The organism is Arthrobacter sp. TJ-236 (assembly GCF_058269235.1).
The window spans coordinates 427,155-443,821 of record NZ_JBZCNI010000001.1; the positions used below are offsets into that span (position 1 = coordinate 427,155).

Sequence of the window (16,667 nt, forward strand, 5' to 3'; positions counted from 1 at the left end):
CACATCCAGTTTTACTACTCACTGTAGAGCTTACCCGTAGAACCGACGATCCGGTGACATGAAAAAGGCCCGGAACACGCGCCGTGGGCGCTGTTCCGGGCCTTTCAGGACCCTAGTGGAAGGAGTCCCCGCAGGCGCAGGAGCCGCCAGCGTTGGGGTTGTCGATGGTGAATCCCTGCTTAGAGATGGTGTCCTCGAAGTCGATCGAGGCGCCCGAGAGGTAGGGCACGCTCATCTTGTCGACGATGACCTGGACGCCGTCGAAATCGCGGACGGCGTCGCCGTCCAGGACGCGTTCGTCGAAGTACAGCTGGTAGATGAGGCCCGAGCAGCCACCCGGCTGGACGGCGACGCGGAGGCGCAGGTCGGTGCGGCCCTCCTGCTCCAGGAGGCTGCGCACCTTGCCGGACGCGACGTCGGACAGGTTGACCTCGTGCACGGGCAGTGCTGCGGACTCCTGCACGGAGCCTGCTTCGGTGGTCGGTGTGCTCATTGTGTCTCTCTCTGTCAGTCGGTGGTGAGACGCTGGCGTCGTTCCATGGTACGTCGGGGGTCACGCCGCGGGGACGACTGTCCCACCACTGAAAGGGAACGATCAGCGCCGCCGAAACATTTCCGACCCGTTCGGGTCAGGAGGTCCCGAGGCCCCCGGCGTCGAGACGCGCGAGCAGGATCGCCTCGGCGAGCACGGCTTTGCGGAACTCCGCGAGGTGCAGTGACTCGTTGGCGCTGTGGGCACGCGAGTCTGGGTCCTCCACCCCGGTGATGAGGATCTGCGCCGAGGGGAACAGCTCGGTGAGGTCGGCGATGAACGGGATGGACCCGCCCATACCCGCTTCGACGGGCTCGACGCCCCAGGCTTCCTCGAGTGCGGCGAGAGCGAGGCGCGAGGCCGGTTCGCTGGTGTCGGTGAGGAAGGGGCTGCCGGTCTCCCCCGGGGTGAAGGTGACCTGCGCGCCGAAGGGGGCATGGGTCTGCACGTGCTGCCGTACCGCCTCCATCGCTGCCTGCGGATCCTGACCGGGTGCCAGACGAAGACTGAACTTCGCCCGCGCCCGGGGCAGCAGCGTGTTGGAGGACAGGGCGACACTCGGGATGTCCATGCCGATGATGGAGAGCGCCGGCTTGTGCCACAGCCTCGACGCGATGGATCCCGTACCGGCGAGGCGCACGCCGTCGAGCACCGAGGCGTCGGCACGGTAGTCCGCTTCGGCGTAGTCCACCGTCGCATGGTCACCGCTCACGAGTCCGTCGACGGCGACGTCCCCGGCGTCGTCGTGAAGGGTCGCGATGAGGCGGGCGAGCAGGGTCGGGGCGTCGAGCACCGGACCCCCGAACATGCCGGAATGCACCGCGTGATCGAGGACCTGCACCTCGAGGGTGCCGTCCACGAGGCCCCGCAGGCTCGTGGTCAGGGCGGGTACGCCGACCTTCCAGTTGCTCGAGTCGGCAACGACGATGACGTCGGCCTCGAGGTCGTCGCGGTAGGTCTCCAGGAAGGAGCGGAAGGTCGGCGAGCCCGCCTCCTCCTCGCCCTCGATGAAGAGCGTCACCCCGACGCCGAAGTCCTCACCCAGCACCTCGGTGAGGGTGCCGTAGGCGCCGATGTGCGCCATGATGCCCGCCTTGTCGTCCGCCGTCCCGCGGCCGTAGAGCCGGCCGTCGCGCTCGGTCGCGACGAACGGGTCGCTCAGCCACAGGTCCCGGTCCCCCGGCGGCTGCACGTCGTGGTGCGCGTAGAGCAGGATGGTCGGCTTCCCTTCGGCCGCTGGACGCCGCGCGACGATCGCCGGGCCACCCGGCACGCCGTCGTTGTCCACGCGGAGGATCCGGACGTCCTCGATGCCGAGCTCCCGGATCATCGACGCGACCGCGTCCGCACTGCGGTCCAGTTCGGCGGCGTCGAACGCCTCCCAGGCGATCCCCTGGATGGCGACCAGCGAGGAGAGCTGCTCGACGATGCGCGGGAACGCCGCATCCACGCTCGCGCGCAGCTGCTGGACGACGGCCGACGAGTCCTGGGGGTCTACATGCACTTCTGTCGTGGTCATGCGGAAACCCTACACACGGCGGGTGTGCTCCTGTCCGCTTCGCCCGGCTACGCGCACCCCCGCCGGCAGGAGTGGGCCGATGATCCGGCGGCGGGCCGAGCCGGTATCCTGAGGGGGTGTTCGGACGAAACAAGGTGACCACTCCCTCCCAGGAAGCAGCCGACGACGCTGCACGACCCAGCGGGAACCCGCGCGCTCAGGGCAAGGGAGCCCCGACGCCCAAGCGCAGTGTCCAGCAGGCCGCGCGCCGACGACCGCTGGTGCCCGATGATCGCAAAGCTGCCCGCGAGCAGAGCAAGGCGGGCCTCCGGGACGAGCGGGCCCGTATGCGCCAGGCGCTCGACACCGACGACGAGCGTTATCTTCCTTTGCGCGACAAGGGACCGAACCGCCGGTACATCCGGCAGTACGTGGACGCACGGATCAACGTGGGCGAGTTCCTCATGATCGCCGCGCTCGTCTTCGTCATCCTCAGCTTCTTCCAGTCCGCCGTGTTCCAGAGCTCGGTCCTCGTGGCGTTCTGGTTCCTGATCGTGGCGGTCATCGTCGACAGCGCCCTGCTGCGCCGGAAGCTGAAGAAGAAGCTCACGGAGAAGTTCGGGGCTCCCAATCAGGGTGACCTCTTCTACGGCATCACACGCGCCTTGCAGTTCCGGCGGCTGCGCCTCCCCAAGCCCCAGGTGGCACGGGGCCAGTACCCCTCCTGACCCGAGGCGATCGTACGAGCGTCGTAGGCGTCCTGGGTGTCGTCGGCCTCGACCGTCCCGTGCGCGAGAGCGCGGACGTTCCGAGACTGGCCCCCGTGCAGGACTCCGGGTCCAGGTCGGCCTGAGCCGGACTAGGCGGAGCCGTACCCCGCGCGTACCAGCCCTCGATTGATGCTGCGCGCCCAGAACGGCCCCTCGTACAGGAAACCCGTATAGCCCTGGACGAGCGTGGCGCCGGCCTCGAGCCGCTCGACGACGTCCGCAGGGCTCTCCACACCGCCCACCGACACGATGGCCAGGCCGTCGCCCACCGCAGCCCGCAGGCGCACCAGGACCTCGAGTGAACGCGCCTTCAGCGGTGCCCCGCTGAGGCCGCCGACACCCTTGGCCATCACCGTGGCGGGGTCCGTCGTCAGGTTCTCCCGCGTGATCGTCGTGTTGGTGGCCACGATGCCGTCGAGACCCAGGTCGAGCGCGAGAGCGCCGACGTCGTCGAGGTCCTGATCCGTGAGGTCCGGGGCGATCTTCACCAGGAGCGGCACGTGCCGCCCGGCCGCGGTGTCGGCCGTGGTCCGCACAGCCTCGAGCAGCGGTCTGAGCGACTCGACGCTCTGGAGGAGGCGGAGTCCCGGTGTGTTGGGCGACGAGACGTTGACCACGAGGTAGTCGGCCACGGGTGCGAGCGCTTCAGCGCTGACCAGGTAGTCGGCGACCGCGTCGACGAGGTCCACCTTCTTCGTCTTGCCGATGTTCACGCCCACCACGGGCCGCGTGCGGCGTCTGTAGCGCCGGTCGAGACGGCGTCGCGCCGCGGCGAGGCGGGGAGCCACCGTCGCCGCGCCGTCGTTGTTGAAGCCCATGCGGTTGATCACCGCGCGGTCCTCGATCAGCCTGAAGAGGCGCGGCGCCGGGTTGCCCGGCTGTGCCCGACCGGTGATCGTGCCGATCTCGACATGTCCGAATCCGAGGGTCGTGAGTGCCGCGAGCCCCTTCCCCCCCTTGTCGAACCCCGCTGCCAGGCCGAACGGTGAGGGGAAGTCGACGCCGAAGGCCGTCGTCGCGAGCCGCGGGTCAGGGGCGCAGATCCGCCGCAGCAGCGTGCCCACGGGCGGGAGATCGGCGGCGCGGATGAGCGAGAAGCCGATCCTGTGTGCCTTCTCGGCATCCATCCCGGAGAAGACGATCCGGAAGAAGGCGGGGTAGAAGCGCATGTGGTAAGCCTTCCACGGGCGGCGCACCTGCACCAATCGGACGCGACCGCGCGGACGGTAGGGTCGGCGTATGCGGGAGTCGTGGTCGGAGGACGTCCTCGGTGAGGGGTTCCTCGCCCTCACCCTGCCCGTGGGCGTCGACGACGAGGGTGAGCGGGTGGCGACGCTCGTGGCGTTCGAGCCGCACGGTCCCGTTCCGGCGCCGGGTCCCACCGGGCTCGACGAGGGCGGCCGACCTACGCATCCGCTCCGCGCCGTCCTCTACCTGCACGGCTTCAGCGACTACTTCCTGCATGCGGGTCTCGCGCGAGCACTGCACGACGACGGCTGGTCCTTCTTCGGGCTCGACCTCCACAAGTACGGGCGGAGTCTGAGGCCGGGACAGACGCCAGGGTTCGTCTCGTCGCTCGACGAGTACGACGCCGACCTGGACGCCGCGATGATTGCCCTCACGCGACGCGTCCTCGAGCGCCATGCGGCCGCTCACGGCGTGACCCCGTCCGGGCCCGTGGCCCCGGAGGGCGATCCCGCGGGTGCTGATCCGAGGGTCGAGGTGGTGATCGTGGCTCATTCCACCGGCGGACTGACAGCGACCCTGTGGGCCGCCCGCCATCCCGGCCGCATCAGCGGACTGGTCCTCAACAGCCCGTGGCTCGACACCCAGGGCAGTGCCCTGCTGCGCTCGGCAGCGCAGGGCATCCTCGACACGGTGTCGCGCAGGCGTCCGAAGGCCCGGCTCCGGCTCCCCGAGCTCGGCTTCTACTTCAGGAGCATCAGCGACGTCCGGGAGGGCGAATGGACGATCGATACCCGCTGGCGCCCCGAGGCGGGCTTCCCCATCCGTGCCGGATGGCTCGCCGCGATCCTCGCCGGTCACGCCGGCCTGGCGAAGGGGGTGAGCGTCGACGCGCCGATCCTCGTCGTCTGTTCCGCGGCATCGACCATCAGCCCGACCTGGAGCGACGCGATGCTCGAGACGGACATCATCCTGGATGTGGCGCCGATGGTGCGCCGCGCAGCAGAATTGGGTTCCGATGTCACGATCCGGCGCTTCCCGGGAGCACTGCACGACGTCTTCCTCTCGCGCAGCGAGGTGCGGGGGCGGGCGACCGACGTCGTACGGCACTGGCTCCGTACGCTGCCCGACAGGCCGTCGTCAGGCCCTTCCGCTGACGCATCAGCCGTGGACGGACCGGCGGTCTCCGGACCGGAGTCACCCTAGGTACCGGAGGCGCGGGAGCCTCGGGGACATCTCGGGCACTGGATCAGGAGTCGGCGCCGGCCGACTGATCGACCGCTCCCCCGTACCGGCGGTCGCGCGCGGCGTACTCCTCGATGGCGCGCCAGAGGGTGCGGCGGTCGACGTCGGGCCACAGCGTGTTCATGAAGACCATCTCCGCATAGGCCGACTGCCAGAGCATGAAGTTTGACAGTCGCTGTTCTCCGGATGTGCGCAGGAACAGGTCGACGTCGGGCAGGTCCGGCTCGTCGAGGTAGCGCTGAATGGTCTTCTCGGTCACGGACGAGGCGCGGAGCGATCCCGCCGCCACGTCCTCGGCGATGGCGCGCGCAGCGTCGGCGATCTCGGCGCGGCCACCGTAGTTGACGCACATCGTCAGGGTGCAGGTGGTGTTCTGGACGGTGTGCTGTTCCGCCTCCTCCAACTCACGGATCACGGACTGCCACAGCTTCGGCCTCCTACCGGACCACCGGATTCGCACGCCCCACTCGTTGAGCTGATCGCGCTGCCGACGCAGGACGTCCTTGTTGAAGCCCATGAGGAAACGCACCTCCTCGGGCGAACGCTTCCAGTTCTCGGTGCTGAACGCATACACGGAGACGTGCTTGACGCCGATCTCGATGGCGCCCGCCATGACGTCGAGCAGGGCGGCCTCCCCCGCCCGGTGCCCCTCGGTGCGCGGCAGTCCGCGCTCGTTGGCCCACCGCCCGTTGCCGTCCATCACGATCGCCACGTGCTCGGGGACGAACTGCCGCGGAACGGCCGGGGCCTGCTCACCGCTCGGGTGGGGCCACGGCGCCACGGGACGTCGGACGGACTTCATACACGCTCCACATGTTTGAGGGAGGCGACCCCGCGTTCGAGGTGCCATTGCAGGAACGCCGCCACGAGGCCGGCCGCCTCCCGGCGCGCTCCGGGCTCGGAGGCGTCGGCGACCGCCCATTCCCCGGTGAGCAGTGCGCCCAACAGGTCCATGGTGGCGGCCGACGGCGATGCCGCCCCGGGCGGTCGGCAGTCCATGCAGACTGCGCCACCGAGGGGAGCGGAAAAGGCCGTGTGCGGGCCGGGTGCGCTGCAGCGGGCGCAATCCGTGAAACTCGGTGCCCATCCGGCCGTCGCGAGTGCGCGCAGCAGGTAGGAGTCGAGGATCAGCTCGGATGGATGGAGGTCCCTGCTCAGGGCGGAGAACGCTCCGGCGACGAGGGCGTACTGCGCCCCGCCCGCCTCGCCGATGTCCGTGAGGCGCTCCGCCGTCTCGGCGATCGCGGTGGCTGCCGTGTAGCGACCGTAGTCGGCGGCGATGCCGTGGCCGTACGCGCCCTTCGTCTGGGCCTGCGTCACCACGTCGAGACTGCGGCCGTGTGCGAGGAGCAGATCGACGGACATGAACGGCTCGAGGCGGGAACCGAACTTGCTGCTGGTCCGCCGCACGCCCTTCGCGACGGCACGCACCTGGCCGTGGTCTCTGGTCAACAGCACGATGATCCTGTCCGCCTCGCCGAGTTTGTAGGTGCGCAGCACCACGCCCTCGGTGCGGTAGGTACGGGACGCTGACGAGGAAGGCACACCCAAGTGTCCCATCCGGCACCCACGGAGCGCAGTTGACCGGTTGCTTCCTGAAGTGAGTACCTCGGTCGACGCCGCCTGGTGTGGCGCCGCGGTCAGGCCGCGTCGCGGATGGCCCGGTTGACGGCCGAGATGACGGCCTTCAGCGCCGCCATCGTGGTGTTGGCGTCGATCCCCACTCCCCACAGGACGCGCTCACCCACGGCGCACTCCACGTAGGCCGCCGCCCGCGCGTTGCCGCCGGATGACAGGGCGTGCTCGGTGTAGTCGAGGACGCGGAGATCCAAGCCGTCCTGCCCGAGGATGGACTGCAGCGCGTCGATGGGACCGTTCCCCTGGGCCGTCCTGCGCTGCTGAACACCGTCCACGAGGAGGGTCGCGACGAGCTTGAAGGAGCCGTCCTCCGCGGTATCGGTATTGACGGACGTCAGTTCGTAGTGCCCCCACGCAGCCGTACCGCCGTCGACACGCATGGGCAGGTACTCGTCCTGGAACACGGACCAGAGCTGCGCCCCGCTGACCTCGCCGCCCTGGGACTCCGTGCGGCGCTGGACCACGGCCGAGAACTCGATCTGGGCGCGGCGCGGCAGGTCCAGGCTGTGTTCGTTCTTCAGCAGGTAGGCCACCCCGCCCTTGCCCGACTGGGAGTTGACCCGGATCACGGCTTCGTAGGACCGACCGATGTCCTTCGGGTCGATCGGCAGGTACGGGACGGCCCACGGCAGGTCGTCGACACCGACGCCCGCCTGCGCGGCGTCGCGCTCCATGCTCTCGAAGCCCTTCTTGATGGCGTCCTGGTGGGAGCCCGAGAAGGCCGTGAACACCAGGTCACCGCCGTAGGGCGACCGCTCGGGCACGCTCAGCTGGTTGCAGTACTCGGCGGTGCGGCGGATCTCGTCCATGTCGGAGAAGTCGATCTGGGGGTCGATGCCCTGGCTGAAGAGGTTCATACCCAGGGTGACCAGGTCCACGTTGCCCGTCCGCTCCCCGTTCCCGAAGAGGCAGCCCTCGATCCGGTCGGCGCCCGCGAGGTACCCGAGCTCGGCGGCGGCGACACCGGTGCCGCGATCGTTGTGCGGGTGCAGGGACAGGATGATGCTGTCCCTGTTGTCGAGGTTCCGGCTCATCCACTCGATCGAGTCGGCGTACACGTTGGGGGTGGCCATCTCCACGGTGGCGGGCAGGTTCAGGATCATCTGGCGATCGGCGGAGGCTTCGAAGACGGCTGAGACCTCGTTGCTGATGCGGGCCGCGAACTCGAGCTCGGTACCGGTGAAGGACTCGGGCGAGTACTCGTAGGTGATCAGCGTGTCGCCCATGTTCTCCTCGAACTTGCGGCACAGGCGGGCACCCTGGAGAGCGATGTCGATGATGCCGTCCTGGTCCTGACCGAACACCACGCGGCGCTGCAGTACGGACGTGGAGTTGTAGAGGTGCACGATGGCACGGTCCGCTCCCTCGAGGGAGGCGTAGGTGCGCTCGATGAGGTGCTCGCGCGACTGCGTCAGCACCTGGATGGTGACGTCGTCGGGAATCCGATCACCCTCGATCAGCTGGCGGACGAAGTCGAAGTCGGTTTGCGACGCCGAGGGGAAACCGACCTCGATCTCCTTGTAGCCCATGCGGACCAGGAGGTCGAACATCTTGTGCTTGCGCTCGGGGTTCATCGGGTCGATGAGAGCCTGGTTCCCGTCACGCAGATCGACGGCGCACCAGCGCGGCGCCTTCGTGATGGTGCGGTCGGGCCACGTGCGGTCCGGGAGCTCCACGATGATCTGGTCCTGGAACGAGCGGTACTTGCCGAACGGCATCCCTGAGGAGTTCTGTGCGTTGTGCATCGGTCAGCCCAATCTGATCTGAAGTGAGGTGCTGGCGGCCGGGCAACACGGACTCCGCGGCGAGGAGGGCCAGTAGCTCTTACGTCCTAGAGGGCCTCGCCGCGGCACCGAAGAAGGGTCGACTGGGCGCGCACGTTGTCACCCTAACACGGCACATAGGATGGCTTCCGGGCAGGCGGAACGGGCCACAGACCGCTCCGCGCCGCGACAGAACAGGAACCGACGATGACGATCAGTACCTTCGACCCGGCCGCGCTCGACGCGACGATCAGGCCCCAGGACGACCTCTTCCGGCACGCCAACGGGCTGTGGCTGAAAGACGCGGTCATTCCGGACGATCGCCCGCTCGCGGGCTCCTTCACGGCCCTGCGCGACGCCTCCGAACTCGCCGTCCGTACCCTGATCGAGGAAGCGGCCTCGCGCGTCGCGGACGGCTCGGCGGATGACCTCGATGCGAAGATCGGCACCCTCTACGCGGACTTCATGGACGTCGAGCGCATCGAGTCCCAGGGCTCGGCCCCGGTCCGCGCGGTCCTCGCCCGGGTGGCCGCGGCGTCCACGATCGGGGACCTCCTCGAGCTCAGCGGGGAGCTCGCGCGCTCCGGCGTCCAGAGCGTCGTCGCGCCCTATGTGAGCAACGACGCCGGGAACCCCGACCGGTACGTGCTGCACCTGTACCAGTCCGGGTTGGGGCTGCCGGACGAGTCGTACTACCGGGAAGAGCAGACGGCGGAGACCCGCGAGGAGTACCGGGGCCTCCTGACGACCCTCTTCGCCCTGATCACGGGTGACACCGACGTCGATCCGGCGGTTGCCGCCGAGCGCGTCCTGGCGCTCGAGACCCGACTTGCGGCGTCCTCGATGGGTTCCGTCGAACGCCGCGACCCGCAGAAGACCTACAACCTCCTGCGCCACGACGACGTCCTCGGACTGTCACCGCACCTCGCGGGCTGGCTCCGCGTGGTGACGGACTCCGCCGAGCAGTCCGCCGAGGTGGTGGTCTGCCAGCCGGATTTCGTGCGAGCCCTCGACGCCGCACTGCGTGAGGAGAGCCTCGACGTCTGGCGGGAGTGGCTGGTGAGCCGCGTGCTGCTCCACGCCGCCGACTTCCTCGACGAGCGCTTCGTCGACGCAACCTTCGCCTTCTACGGGACCCACCTGGCAGGGACCCCGCGCCTCAAGGACCGCTGGAAGCGCGGTGTGGCCCTCGTCGAGGGCGCCGTGGGTGAGGCGATCGGCCAGCGCTACGTCGCTCGCCACTTCCCACCCACCCACAAGGCCGCGATGCTCGGACTCGTCGAGAACCTGATCGCCGCCTACGAAGCGAGCATCCGGGACCTCGCTTGGATGACGGAGGACACCCGCACGAGGGCGTTGGAGAAGCTGTCCCGGTTCACGACGAAGATCGGCTACCCCGACGAGTGGATCGACTACGGCCCGCTCGAGATCCGGACGCAGGATCTGTACGGCAACGCGCTGCGAGCCGGCGATTTCGAGCACGGCCGGCAGCTCGGCAAGCTCGGCGGACCGATCGACCGCGGTGCCTGGCTGATGACGCCGCAGACCGTGAATGCCTACTACATGCCCACCATGAACGAGATCGTCTTCCCGGCCGCGATCCTCCAGCCGCCCTTCTTCGACATCGAGGCGGACGACGCCGTGAACTACGGTGCGATCGGTGCCGTGATCGGTCACGAGATCGGGCACGGCTTCGACGACAAGGGCTCCCAGTTCGACGGGACGGGACGCCTCCACAACTGGTGGGGCGAGGCGGACCGCGAAGCGTTCGACGCGCTGACCGGGCGCCTGGTGGCCCAGTACGCGGCTCTCGAGCCGTCGGAAGTGCCCGGGCGGCAGGTGAACGGTGAGCTCACCCTCGGGGAGAACATCGGTGACCTCGGCGGCCTCGGGATCAGCTACCGCGCCTATCTGCTGAGTCTCGGCGACGCCGGGATGCCGGTGATCGACGGCCTCACGGGGACACAGCGCTTCCTGCTGTCCTGGGCCACGTGCTGGCAGCAGAAGATCCGGCCGGAGGAGGCGAAGCGACGCCTGACCGTCGATCCGCACTCTCCCAACGAGTTCCGCTGCAACCAGGTGGTGCGGAACCTCGACGAGTTCCACGAGGCCTTCGGGGTCGGTGCGGGTGATCGCCTGTGGCTCGAGCCGGAGGACCGCGTGCGCATCTGGTGACCGGACCAGGGGCGCGGAGCCGTCAGGTTCCGTGCCCCTGGTCCAGGTGGTCCGATCCGGGGTCGGGAGGAGCTCTCCGGTTCACGCCGTGCGGGCAGCGGCGGGTGCCCCGCGGGAAGCGCACGGGACGACGTCGGGCCGTCAGCCGACCGGGCGAGGACGACGTCGGGCCGTCAGCGAGGCACAAGGACGACGTCGGGCTGTCAGAGTCCGGACGAGGCCTGGCAGGTGACCTGTTCTGCGGTCTGCCCCTGGAGGTCACTACCCAGCGGCGGCACGACGACCTTCGGGCCGGAGGCGAAGTCCGCACCGACGAGGAGCTCCAGGCCGACGGCGGTCGGGTCCGGGCCCACCTGGCTCGCGGGTACACCGAGGAGCGCCGCCAACTGTGCTGCCGCGGCCTCGTATCCCTCGCCGTAGAAGATCTGCGAGGTCTCGGCGGGTGCCGTCTCCACCGGCGTCGCCTGCGCGTACCCGGCATTGGCGAGCAGCTGCCGCACCTCGTCCGCCCGCGTCAGGTCGGCCGTCCCGTTCACGATGATCACCGGAACGGAGGCCGGGGCAGGCGCAGGAGCTTCGGTGGCGGTCGGGGCAGGCGCCGATGCGTCGCTCGGCTCGGGCTGCGGCTCCTCCGGCTGCGGCTCCTCGGTCAGCCCGCGGTCCTCCCGCAGGGCGTCGAACAGCGGCGCAGCGGCGTCCTCGTCGAGCACCAACCGGTTGGGGTCCTCGATGTAGGGCTCGGTTGGAACGGTCACGAAAGCGACCTTGCCCAGATCGACGTTCTTGAGGCGGTCGGCGATCTTGAGGAGTTCCGCCGGCTGGGAGAGGTCCTCGTCGACGGTGAGGTTGCGGGTGATGACGTCCGCGATGGAATAGAGCTTCGGCAGGTTCGTCAGCGTCCCCTCCCCCCTGACCTTACGGGCCAGGGACGCGAGGAACGACTGCTGCGCCGCGATGCGCCCGGCGTCACCGCCGTCACCGAAGCTGTGCCGGGTACGCAGGAAGGCCAGAGCCTGATCCCCCTCGACCTCGCTGGTGCCGGCGGGGAGCTGGAGGCCGGAGTACTCGTCGTCGACCGGAGCCTGCACGCAGACCTCGACACCTCCGACGGCCGCGGAGAGTTCGCTGACGGCGACGAAGCCCGCCATCATGAAGTGGTCGATCGACAGGCCTGTGAGGTTGTTGATCGCAGCGACCGTGCAGCCCGGGCCACCACTGTTCAGCGATCCGTTGAGCTGGCCCAGGTCCATGGCCGCGGACGGCTCACCACCCTCGGGGTCGATACAGCTCGGGAGCGGCGTGAGGAGATCGCGCGGGAAGGACACGACCGTGACGTTCTCGCGGTCCGCCGACAGTGTCAGGAGCATCATGACATCCGCGTTGCCTTCCCCGGACGACTCGCTCTCGTCGCCGAAGAACGCTCCGGAATTACCGGTGCGCGTGTCCGAGCCGATGATGAGGATCTGCAACGGATCGGTGCTCGAATCCACCGGCAGGGCGGACTCCTGGTTCTCGGCGAGGTTCAGCGGGAGCGTCTCCACGTTCGACTGCAGCCTGAAGACCTGGACGGCGACGAAGACGACGGAAGCCATGAGCACCGAGGCCAGCAGGATCGCCGTGGCCTTGAGTCCGCGGTGCGCGGAACCGCGGCCCAGATGGCGACCGCCGGGCCCGGCGTCGGCGGTGAGCCGGACGGGAACCCCACCCTCGGCGACTCCCCGAGGGAGGTCGTCGGCGCCGTCGACGCCGGAGGGTGATCGGCGATTCATGCGTGGCTCCTTCGGATCGGTGGGTGCACTGTGGGGACTGCTGCCCCCGGCGTCGACCGGAGGCCCGCGCTCCTCGATACGTCGTCGGACGATGAGCGCCGTGCGCCACGGACGATTCTGTCGGGTGCTCGGCACAGTATGGCAGGGCTCCAGGCCCGTACCCGCATCACAACGAGCGAGGCGCGCGAGGAGTGCCCGTCAGAATCCGAGCTTCACGAGCTGCTTGGGGTCCCGCTGCCAGTCCTTGGCCACCTTGACGTGGAGGTCGAGGTAGACACGGGTGCCCAGGAGCGCTTCGATCCCACGCCGCGCCGTCGTGCCGACCTCACGGAGTCTCGCGCCACCCTTGCCGATGATGATCGCCTTCTGCGACGGCCTCTCGACGTACAGGTTCACGTGGACATCGAGCATCGGATTGTCCTCGCTGCGTCCCTCGCGGGGGATCATCTCCTCGACCACGACGGCGAGGGAATGCGGTAGCTCGTCCCGGACACCCTCGAGGGCGGCCTCACGGACCAGTTCGGCCACCATGACCGCCTCCGGCTCGTCCGTGAGTTCCCCGCCGGGGTACAGCACCGGCGAGACGGGCATGTGCTCGCTGAAGACCTGGGCAACGGTGTCCACCTGGAAGCCGTCCGCGGCGGACACGGGCACGATGTCCGCCCAGCCGTCCGCTCCGGCAACCTCCGTACCGAGCTTCGCGACCGCGAGCAGTTGCTCCGTGAGGGCCTGTCGGTCGACGAGGTCCGTCTTGGTCACGACCGCGATCAGCGGCTTGCGTCGCAGCCGGGCGAGCTGCTCCGCGATGAAGCGGTCACCCGGTCCGATCTTCTCGTTCGCGGGCAGGCAGAACCCCACGGCGTCGACCTCGGCGAGGGTGTCGGCCACGAGATCGTTCAGTCGCTGACCGAGCAGGGTGCGGGGACGGTGCAGGCCCGGGGTGTCGACGAGGACGATCTGCGCGTCCTCGCGGTTCACGATGCCACGAATGGTGTGCCGCGTGGTCTGCGGCTTCGCCGACGTGATGGCGACCTTCTGACCCACCAGGGCATTCGTGAGGGTCGATTTGCCGGCGTTGGGCCGCCCGACCAGCGAGACGAACCCCGCCCTGTGCTCAGTGTCGCTCATGATCAGCCTCTACCGTCTCTCGTCCGTTGTGCTCTCCGTCGCCGACCGGCCTGCGGTAGGCGATCACGTGCGAGACCCTGTTCCGGCGGCCCTCCACACGTTCGGCCCGCAGGCCGATACCGTCCAGTGTGACCTCCGAGCCGACGATCGGCACCCTGCCGAGCGCCTTCGCGAGCAGGCCGCCCACGGTGTCGACCTCCTCGTCCTCGAGGTCGACGCCGAAGAGCTCCCCGAGATCGTCGATCCCCATGCGCGCGCTGACACGGAACTCGCCGTCGTCGAGCCGCTCCTGCTCCGGCACCTCGGAGTCGTACTCGTCCACGATCTCGCCGACGATCTCCTCGATGAGGTCCTCGAGCGTGACGAGGCCGGCGGTTCCGCCGTACTCGTCGATGACGATCGCGACGTGGGTGGACTCGCGCTGCAGTTCCCTCAGCAGATCGCCGACCGGCTTGGACTCCGGTACGTAGCGTGCGGGCCGGCATTCGTGGTCGACGAGCCGCGAGAGGTTCGACGCCGGACGGCCGTGCAGGTTCGCGACGACGTCCTTCAGGTACAGCAGCCCCCGGATGTCGTCCGAGCTCTCCCCGATCACCGGGATGCGCGAATACCCGGACCGCAGGAACAGCGACATCGCCTGGCTGAGTGTCGAGCCCGTCTCGATGGTCACCATGTCGGTGCGCGGGACCATCACGGACCGCACCTTGGTGTCGCCGAGCTCGAAGACCGAGTGGATCAGCTCGGCCTCGTTGTCCTCGATCATCTCTGCATCGGAGGCCCGCGACAGGAGCTCCCTGAACTCCTCCTGCGTGAAGAACGCGGCCTCGTCGCGGTTCGCGCCGGGGGTGATGGCGCTGCCGATCCGCACGAGCCACCGCGGGACGGGTCCGAGGATCGAGCAGAGGAGCGCGACGAAACCCGCGGTGAGGCGGACGACTGCGGGGGCGTGGGTCCGCCCGAGCTGGCGCGGCGACACCCCGACGATCACGAAGCCGATCGCGGCCATGACCGCGGTGGCGAGCAGCCCGGCCCACCAGATGTTGTCGAGGAGATCGTGGAAGAGGATGGCGACCGCGACGGCGCCGGCCATCTCGAACCAGACCCGCCAGAAGCGGAGGGCGTGCATGTGGGAGACGGGCGCGTCGAGGATGCGCCGGAGCGGCCGTGCCTTCGGGCCCTGCAGCAGAGCCTCGCCCTCCTGACGCGGAAGGTAGCTGAAGGCGGCCTCCGCGGCGGTGACGAGAGCGGCGGTCAACGCGAAGAGCAGCCCCATGAGGGCGAGGACGAGACTGGTCAAGCGCGCGTCTCGCGGGGGGCTTCGTCACCCAGGAAGCCCGAGAGGAGCTGCCTCTGCAGGCCGAACATCTCCTTCTCCTCCTCGGGCTCCGCGTGGTCGTACCCGAGGAGGTGCAGCACACCGTGGGTCGTCAGGAGCAGGAGTTCGTCGTGCGTGCCATGACCTGCCGCCGCCGCCTGCGTGGCCGCGACCTCAGGGCAGAGCACGATGTCCCCGAGGAGCCCGGCCGGGGTGACCCGACCCGGAGCGCCGGGCCTCAGCTCGTCCATCGGGAAGGACAGGACGTCCGTGGGCCCGGGCTCGTCCATCCACTCGACGTGCAGCTTCTCCATCGCGGCGGTATCCACGAGGATGATGGACAGTTCGGCCTCGGGGTGCACGAACAGCGACTCGAAGAGAAAGGAGGCCAGGCGGACGAACGACTCCTCGTCGACCTCGTGCCCCGACTCGTTGTTGACCTCGACGCTCATCGTGATACCGAGGGGCGGCCGGAGCGAGGGGCGGTCCGCTGCTCCTCGTCCCATGCGCTGTAGGCGCTCACGATGTCACCGACCAGGCGGTGCCGCACGACGTCGGAGGCGTCCAGACCGCTGAAGTAGACGTCGTCGACGTCCTGGAGGATCTCGCTGACCACCCGCAGACCGGAACTCGTCCCGTTGGGGAGGTCCACCTGCGTCACGTCTCCTGTCACGACCATCTTCGACCCGAACCCCAGGCGCGTGAGGAACATCTTCATCTGCTCCGGAGTGGTGTTCTGGGCCTCGTCGAGGATGATGAACGCGTCGTTGAGCGTCCGCCCGCGCATGTAGGCGAGCGGAGCGACCTCGATGGTGCCCGCGGCCATCAGGCGAGGGATCGAATCGGGGTCCATCATGTCGTGGAGGGCGTCGTAGAGCGGTCGCAGATACGGATCGATCTTGTCGTTGAGGGTGCCCGGCAGGAATCCGAGACGCTCCCCCGCCTCGACCGCGGGGCGCGTCAGGATGATCCGGTTGACTTCCTTCTGCTGCAGCGCCTGAACCGCCTTCGCCATGGCGAGGTAGGTCTTACCCGTTCCGGCGGGGCCGATGCCGAACACGATCGTGTTGCGGTCGATCGCGTCGACGTACGTGCTCTGGTTCAGCGTCTTGGGGCGGATGGTCTTGCCCCGGGAGGTCAGGATGTTGACGGAGAGGACCTCGGAGGGACGGGTGGAGCTCTGGGTCCGCAGCATCATCACCAGCTGCTCGAGGACCTGCGGCGACACCGTGGCATTGTTGCTGGCCATGGTCTGGATCTCACCGATCAGCCGTTCGGTCCTGAGGACGTCCGCCGAGGGGCCGGTGATGGTGAGTTCGTTGCCCCTGGCCTGCAAGCCCACTCCCGGGAAGGAGTCCTCGATCAGCCGGAGCGCCTCGTCGTTGGAGCCGAGGGCCTGGACCATCTGCTGCGTCGAGTCGAACACGAACGTCCTGGTGTCCAGCCCAGCCGCGTTGATACCTGTTGTGGATTCGCTCATAGATCGGCCGTCAGGCCTTCGATCGCCCCTCGTGCGAGTAGTTGACTCCTGCCCGGTTAATGCTACGGCATCCCTCCCGCGCGCGGCGTGGGCGATCATCCTGCGGTATGGCCGTCCGACTGCTTCGTATCGATCGTGTTTCAGTCCACCGAAGGAGGACGGATCCGTG

The 16,667-nt window shown here is 68.8% G+C and carries 14 protein-coding genes; 3 read left to right on the forward strand and 11 right to left on the reverse strand.

Translation table 11 applies throughout. The annotated features are described in order from the left end of the window. Positions 1–112: 112 nt before the first annotated feature. Both AC4D16_RS01860 and AC4D16_RS01865 read right to left on the reverse strand, forming a co-directional pair. Positions 113–493: a HesB/IscA family protein gene (locus tag AC4D16_RS01860; protein WP_490949138.1), complete on the reverse strand. Its 381-nt coding sequence runs from the start codon at positions 491–493 to the stop codon at positions 113–115. A 136-nt stretch (positions 494–629) separates the two neighbouring features. Further along, entirely contained in the window at positions 630–2,051 is a 1,422-nt protein-coding gene (locus tag AC4D16_RS01865; RefSeq protein WP_490953740.1) for a dipeptidase, read from the reverse strand. 116 nt (positions 2,052–2,167) lie between these two features. Here AC4D16_RS01865 and AC4D16_RS01870 point away from each other — a divergent pair, with 116 nt between their 5' ends. Next, positions 2,168–2,758 (forward strand): DUF3043 domain-containing protein, encoded by a 591-nt coding sequence (locus AC4D16_RS01870; RefSeq protein ID WP_490953741.1) that lies wholly within the window; start codon positions 2,168–2,170, stop codon positions 2,756–2,758. Between the two features lie 131 nt (positions 2,759–2,889). Here AC4D16_RS01870 and AC4D16_RS01875 read toward each other — a convergent pair whose 3' ends face one another. Continuing rightward, entirely contained in the window at positions 2,890–3,969 is a 1,080-nt protein-coding gene (locus tag AC4D16_RS01875) for a quinone-dependent dihydroorotate dehydrogenase (protein WP_490953742.1), read from the reverse strand. Positions 3,970–4,039: 70 nt separating this feature from the next. Between AC4D16_RS01875 and AC4D16_RS01880 the strand changes: the two genes are divergently transcribed. Beyond that, the gene (locus AC4D16_RS01880; protein WP_490953743.1) at positions 4,040–5,191 is read left to right on the forward strand and encodes an alpha/beta hydrolase; all 1,152 of its coding nucleotides are present in this window, start codon (positions 4,040–4,042) and stop codon (positions 5,189–5,191) included. A gap of 43 nt (positions 5,192–5,234) precedes the next feature. Here the strand turns inward: AC4D16_RS01880 and AC4D16_RS01885 are convergent, their stop codons facing one another. The 3 genes from AC4D16_RS01885 to leuA all read right to left on the reverse strand — a co-directional run bounded on the left by AC4D16_RS01885 (position 5,235) and on the right by leuA (position 8,613). Then, entirely contained in the window at positions 5,235–6,032 is a 798-nt protein-coding gene (locus AC4D16_RS01885; RefSeq protein ID WP_490953744.1) for an isoprenyl transferase, read from the reverse strand. After that, a complete protein-coding gene (gene recO, locus AC4D16_RS01890) occupies positions 6,029–6,790 on the reverse strand; it encodes a DNA repair protein RecO (protein ID WP_490953745.1) in 762 nt (253 codons plus the stop codon). The genes AC4D16_RS01885 and recO overlap by 4 nt, the downstream gene beginning before the upstream one ends. Positions 6,791–6,870: 80 nt before the next feature. Then, the gene (gene leuA / locus AC4D16_RS01895) at positions 6,871–8,613 is read right to left on the reverse strand and encodes a 2-isopropylmalate synthase (protein WP_490953746.1); all 1,743 of its coding nucleotides are present in this window, start codon (positions 8,611–8,613) and stop codon (positions 6,871–6,873) included. A gap of 225 nt (positions 8,614–8,838) precedes the next feature. On the opposite strand from leuA, the gene AC4D16_RS01900 reads away from it, so the two are divergent. After that, positions 8,839–10,806, forward strand: coding sequence for a M13 family metallopeptidase (locus tag AC4D16_RS01900; protein WP_490953747.1), 1,968 nt, complete (start codon positions 8,839–8,841; stop codon positions 10,804–10,806). A 203-nt stretch (positions 10,807–11,009) separates the two neighbouring features. Here AC4D16_RS01900 and AC4D16_RS01905 read toward each other — a convergent pair whose 3' ends face one another. From AC4D16_RS01905 to AC4D16_RS01925, 5 genes are all read right to left on the reverse strand, one after another. Further along, complete coding sequence (locus AC4D16_RS01905) at positions 11,010–12,575, reverse strand: LCP family protein (RefSeq protein ID WP_490949129.1); 1,566 nt, start codon at positions 12,573–12,575, stop codon at positions 11,010–11,012. Between the two features lie 198 nt (positions 12,576–12,773). Continuing rightward, positions 12,774–13,703, reverse strand: coding sequence for a GTPase Era (gene era, locus AC4D16_RS01910; RefSeq protein ID WP_490949128.1), 930 nt, complete (start codon positions 13,701–13,703; stop codon positions 12,774–12,776). Then, positions 13,690–15,000 carry a hemolysin family protein gene (locus AC4D16_RS01915; RefSeq protein WP_490953748.1) on the reverse strand — a complete coding sequence of 437 codons (1,311 nt, stop codon included), beginning with the start codon at positions 14,998–15,000 and terminating at the stop codon, positions 13,690–13,692. Before AC4D16_RS01915 ends, era begins: the two co-directional genes overlap by 14 nt. After that, positions 14,997–15,470: an rRNA maturation RNase YbeY gene (ybeY, locus tag AC4D16_RS01920; protein WP_490953749.1), complete on the reverse strand. Its 474-nt coding sequence runs from the start codon at positions 15,468–15,470 to the stop codon at positions 14,997–14,999. The genes AC4D16_RS01915 and ybeY overlap by 4 nt, the downstream gene beginning before the upstream one ends. Next, positions 15,467–16,498, reverse strand: coding sequence for a PhoH family protein (locus AC4D16_RS01925; protein WP_490949125.1), 1,032 nt, complete (start codon positions 16,496–16,498; stop codon positions 15,467–15,469). Before AC4D16_RS01925 ends, ybeY begins: the two co-directional genes overlap by 4 nt. Positions 16,499–16,667: the final 169 nt, after the last annotated feature.

What these genes read in the sequence shown, in the direction of transcription:
- AC4D16_RS01925 (WP_490949125.1), bottom strand. Translation starts at nt 16,498, where the DNA reads ATGAGCGAATCCACAACAGGTATCAACGCGGCTGGGCTGGACACCAGG.
- AC4D16_RS01885 (WP_490953744.1), bottom strand. Translation starts at nt 6,032, where the DNA reads ATGAAGTCCGTCCGACGTCCCGTGGCGCCGTGGCCCCACCCGAGCGGT.
- AC4D16_RS01875 (WP_490953742.1), bottom strand. Translation starts at nt 3,969, where the DNA reads ATGCGCTTCTACCCCGCCTTCTTCCGGATCGTCTTCTCCGGGATGGAT.
- ybeY (WP_490953749.1), bottom strand. Translation starts at nt 15,470, where the DNA reads ATGAGCGTCGAGGTCAACAACGAGTCGGGGCACGAGGTCGACGAGGAG.
- leuA (WP_490953746.1), bottom strand. Translation starts at nt 8,613, where the DNA reads ATGCACAACGCACAGAACTCCTCAGGGATGCCGTTCGGCAAGTACCGC.
- recO (WP_490953745.1), bottom strand. Translation starts at nt 6,790, where the DNA reads ATGGGACACTTGGGTGTGCCTTCCTCGTCAGCGTCCCGTACCTACCGC.
- AC4D16_RS01860 (WP_490949138.1), bottom strand. Translation starts at nt 493, where the DNA reads ATGAGCACACCGACCACCGAAGCAGGCTCCGTGCAGGAGTCCGCAGCA.
- AC4D16_RS01900 (WP_490953747.1), top strand. Translation starts at nt 8,839, where the DNA reads ATGACGATCAGTACCTTCGACCCGGCCGCGCTCGACGCGACGATCAGG.
- AC4D16_RS01880 (WP_490953743.1), top strand. Translation starts at nt 4,040, where the DNA reads ATGCGGGAGTCGTGGTCGGAGGACGTCCTCGGTGAGGGGTTCCTCGCC.
- AC4D16_RS01905 (WP_490949129.1), bottom strand. Translation starts at nt 12,575, where the DNA reads ATGAATCGCCGATCACCCTCCGGCGTCGACGGCGCCGACGACCTCCCT.
- era (WP_490949128.1), bottom strand. Translation starts at nt 13,703, where the DNA reads ATGAGCGACACTGAGCACAGGGCGGGGTTCGTCTCGCTGGTCGGGCGG.
- AC4D16_RS01865 (WP_490953740.1), bottom strand. Translation starts at nt 2,051, where the DNA reads ATGACCACGACAGAAGTGCATGTAGACCCCCAGGACTCGTCGGCCGTC.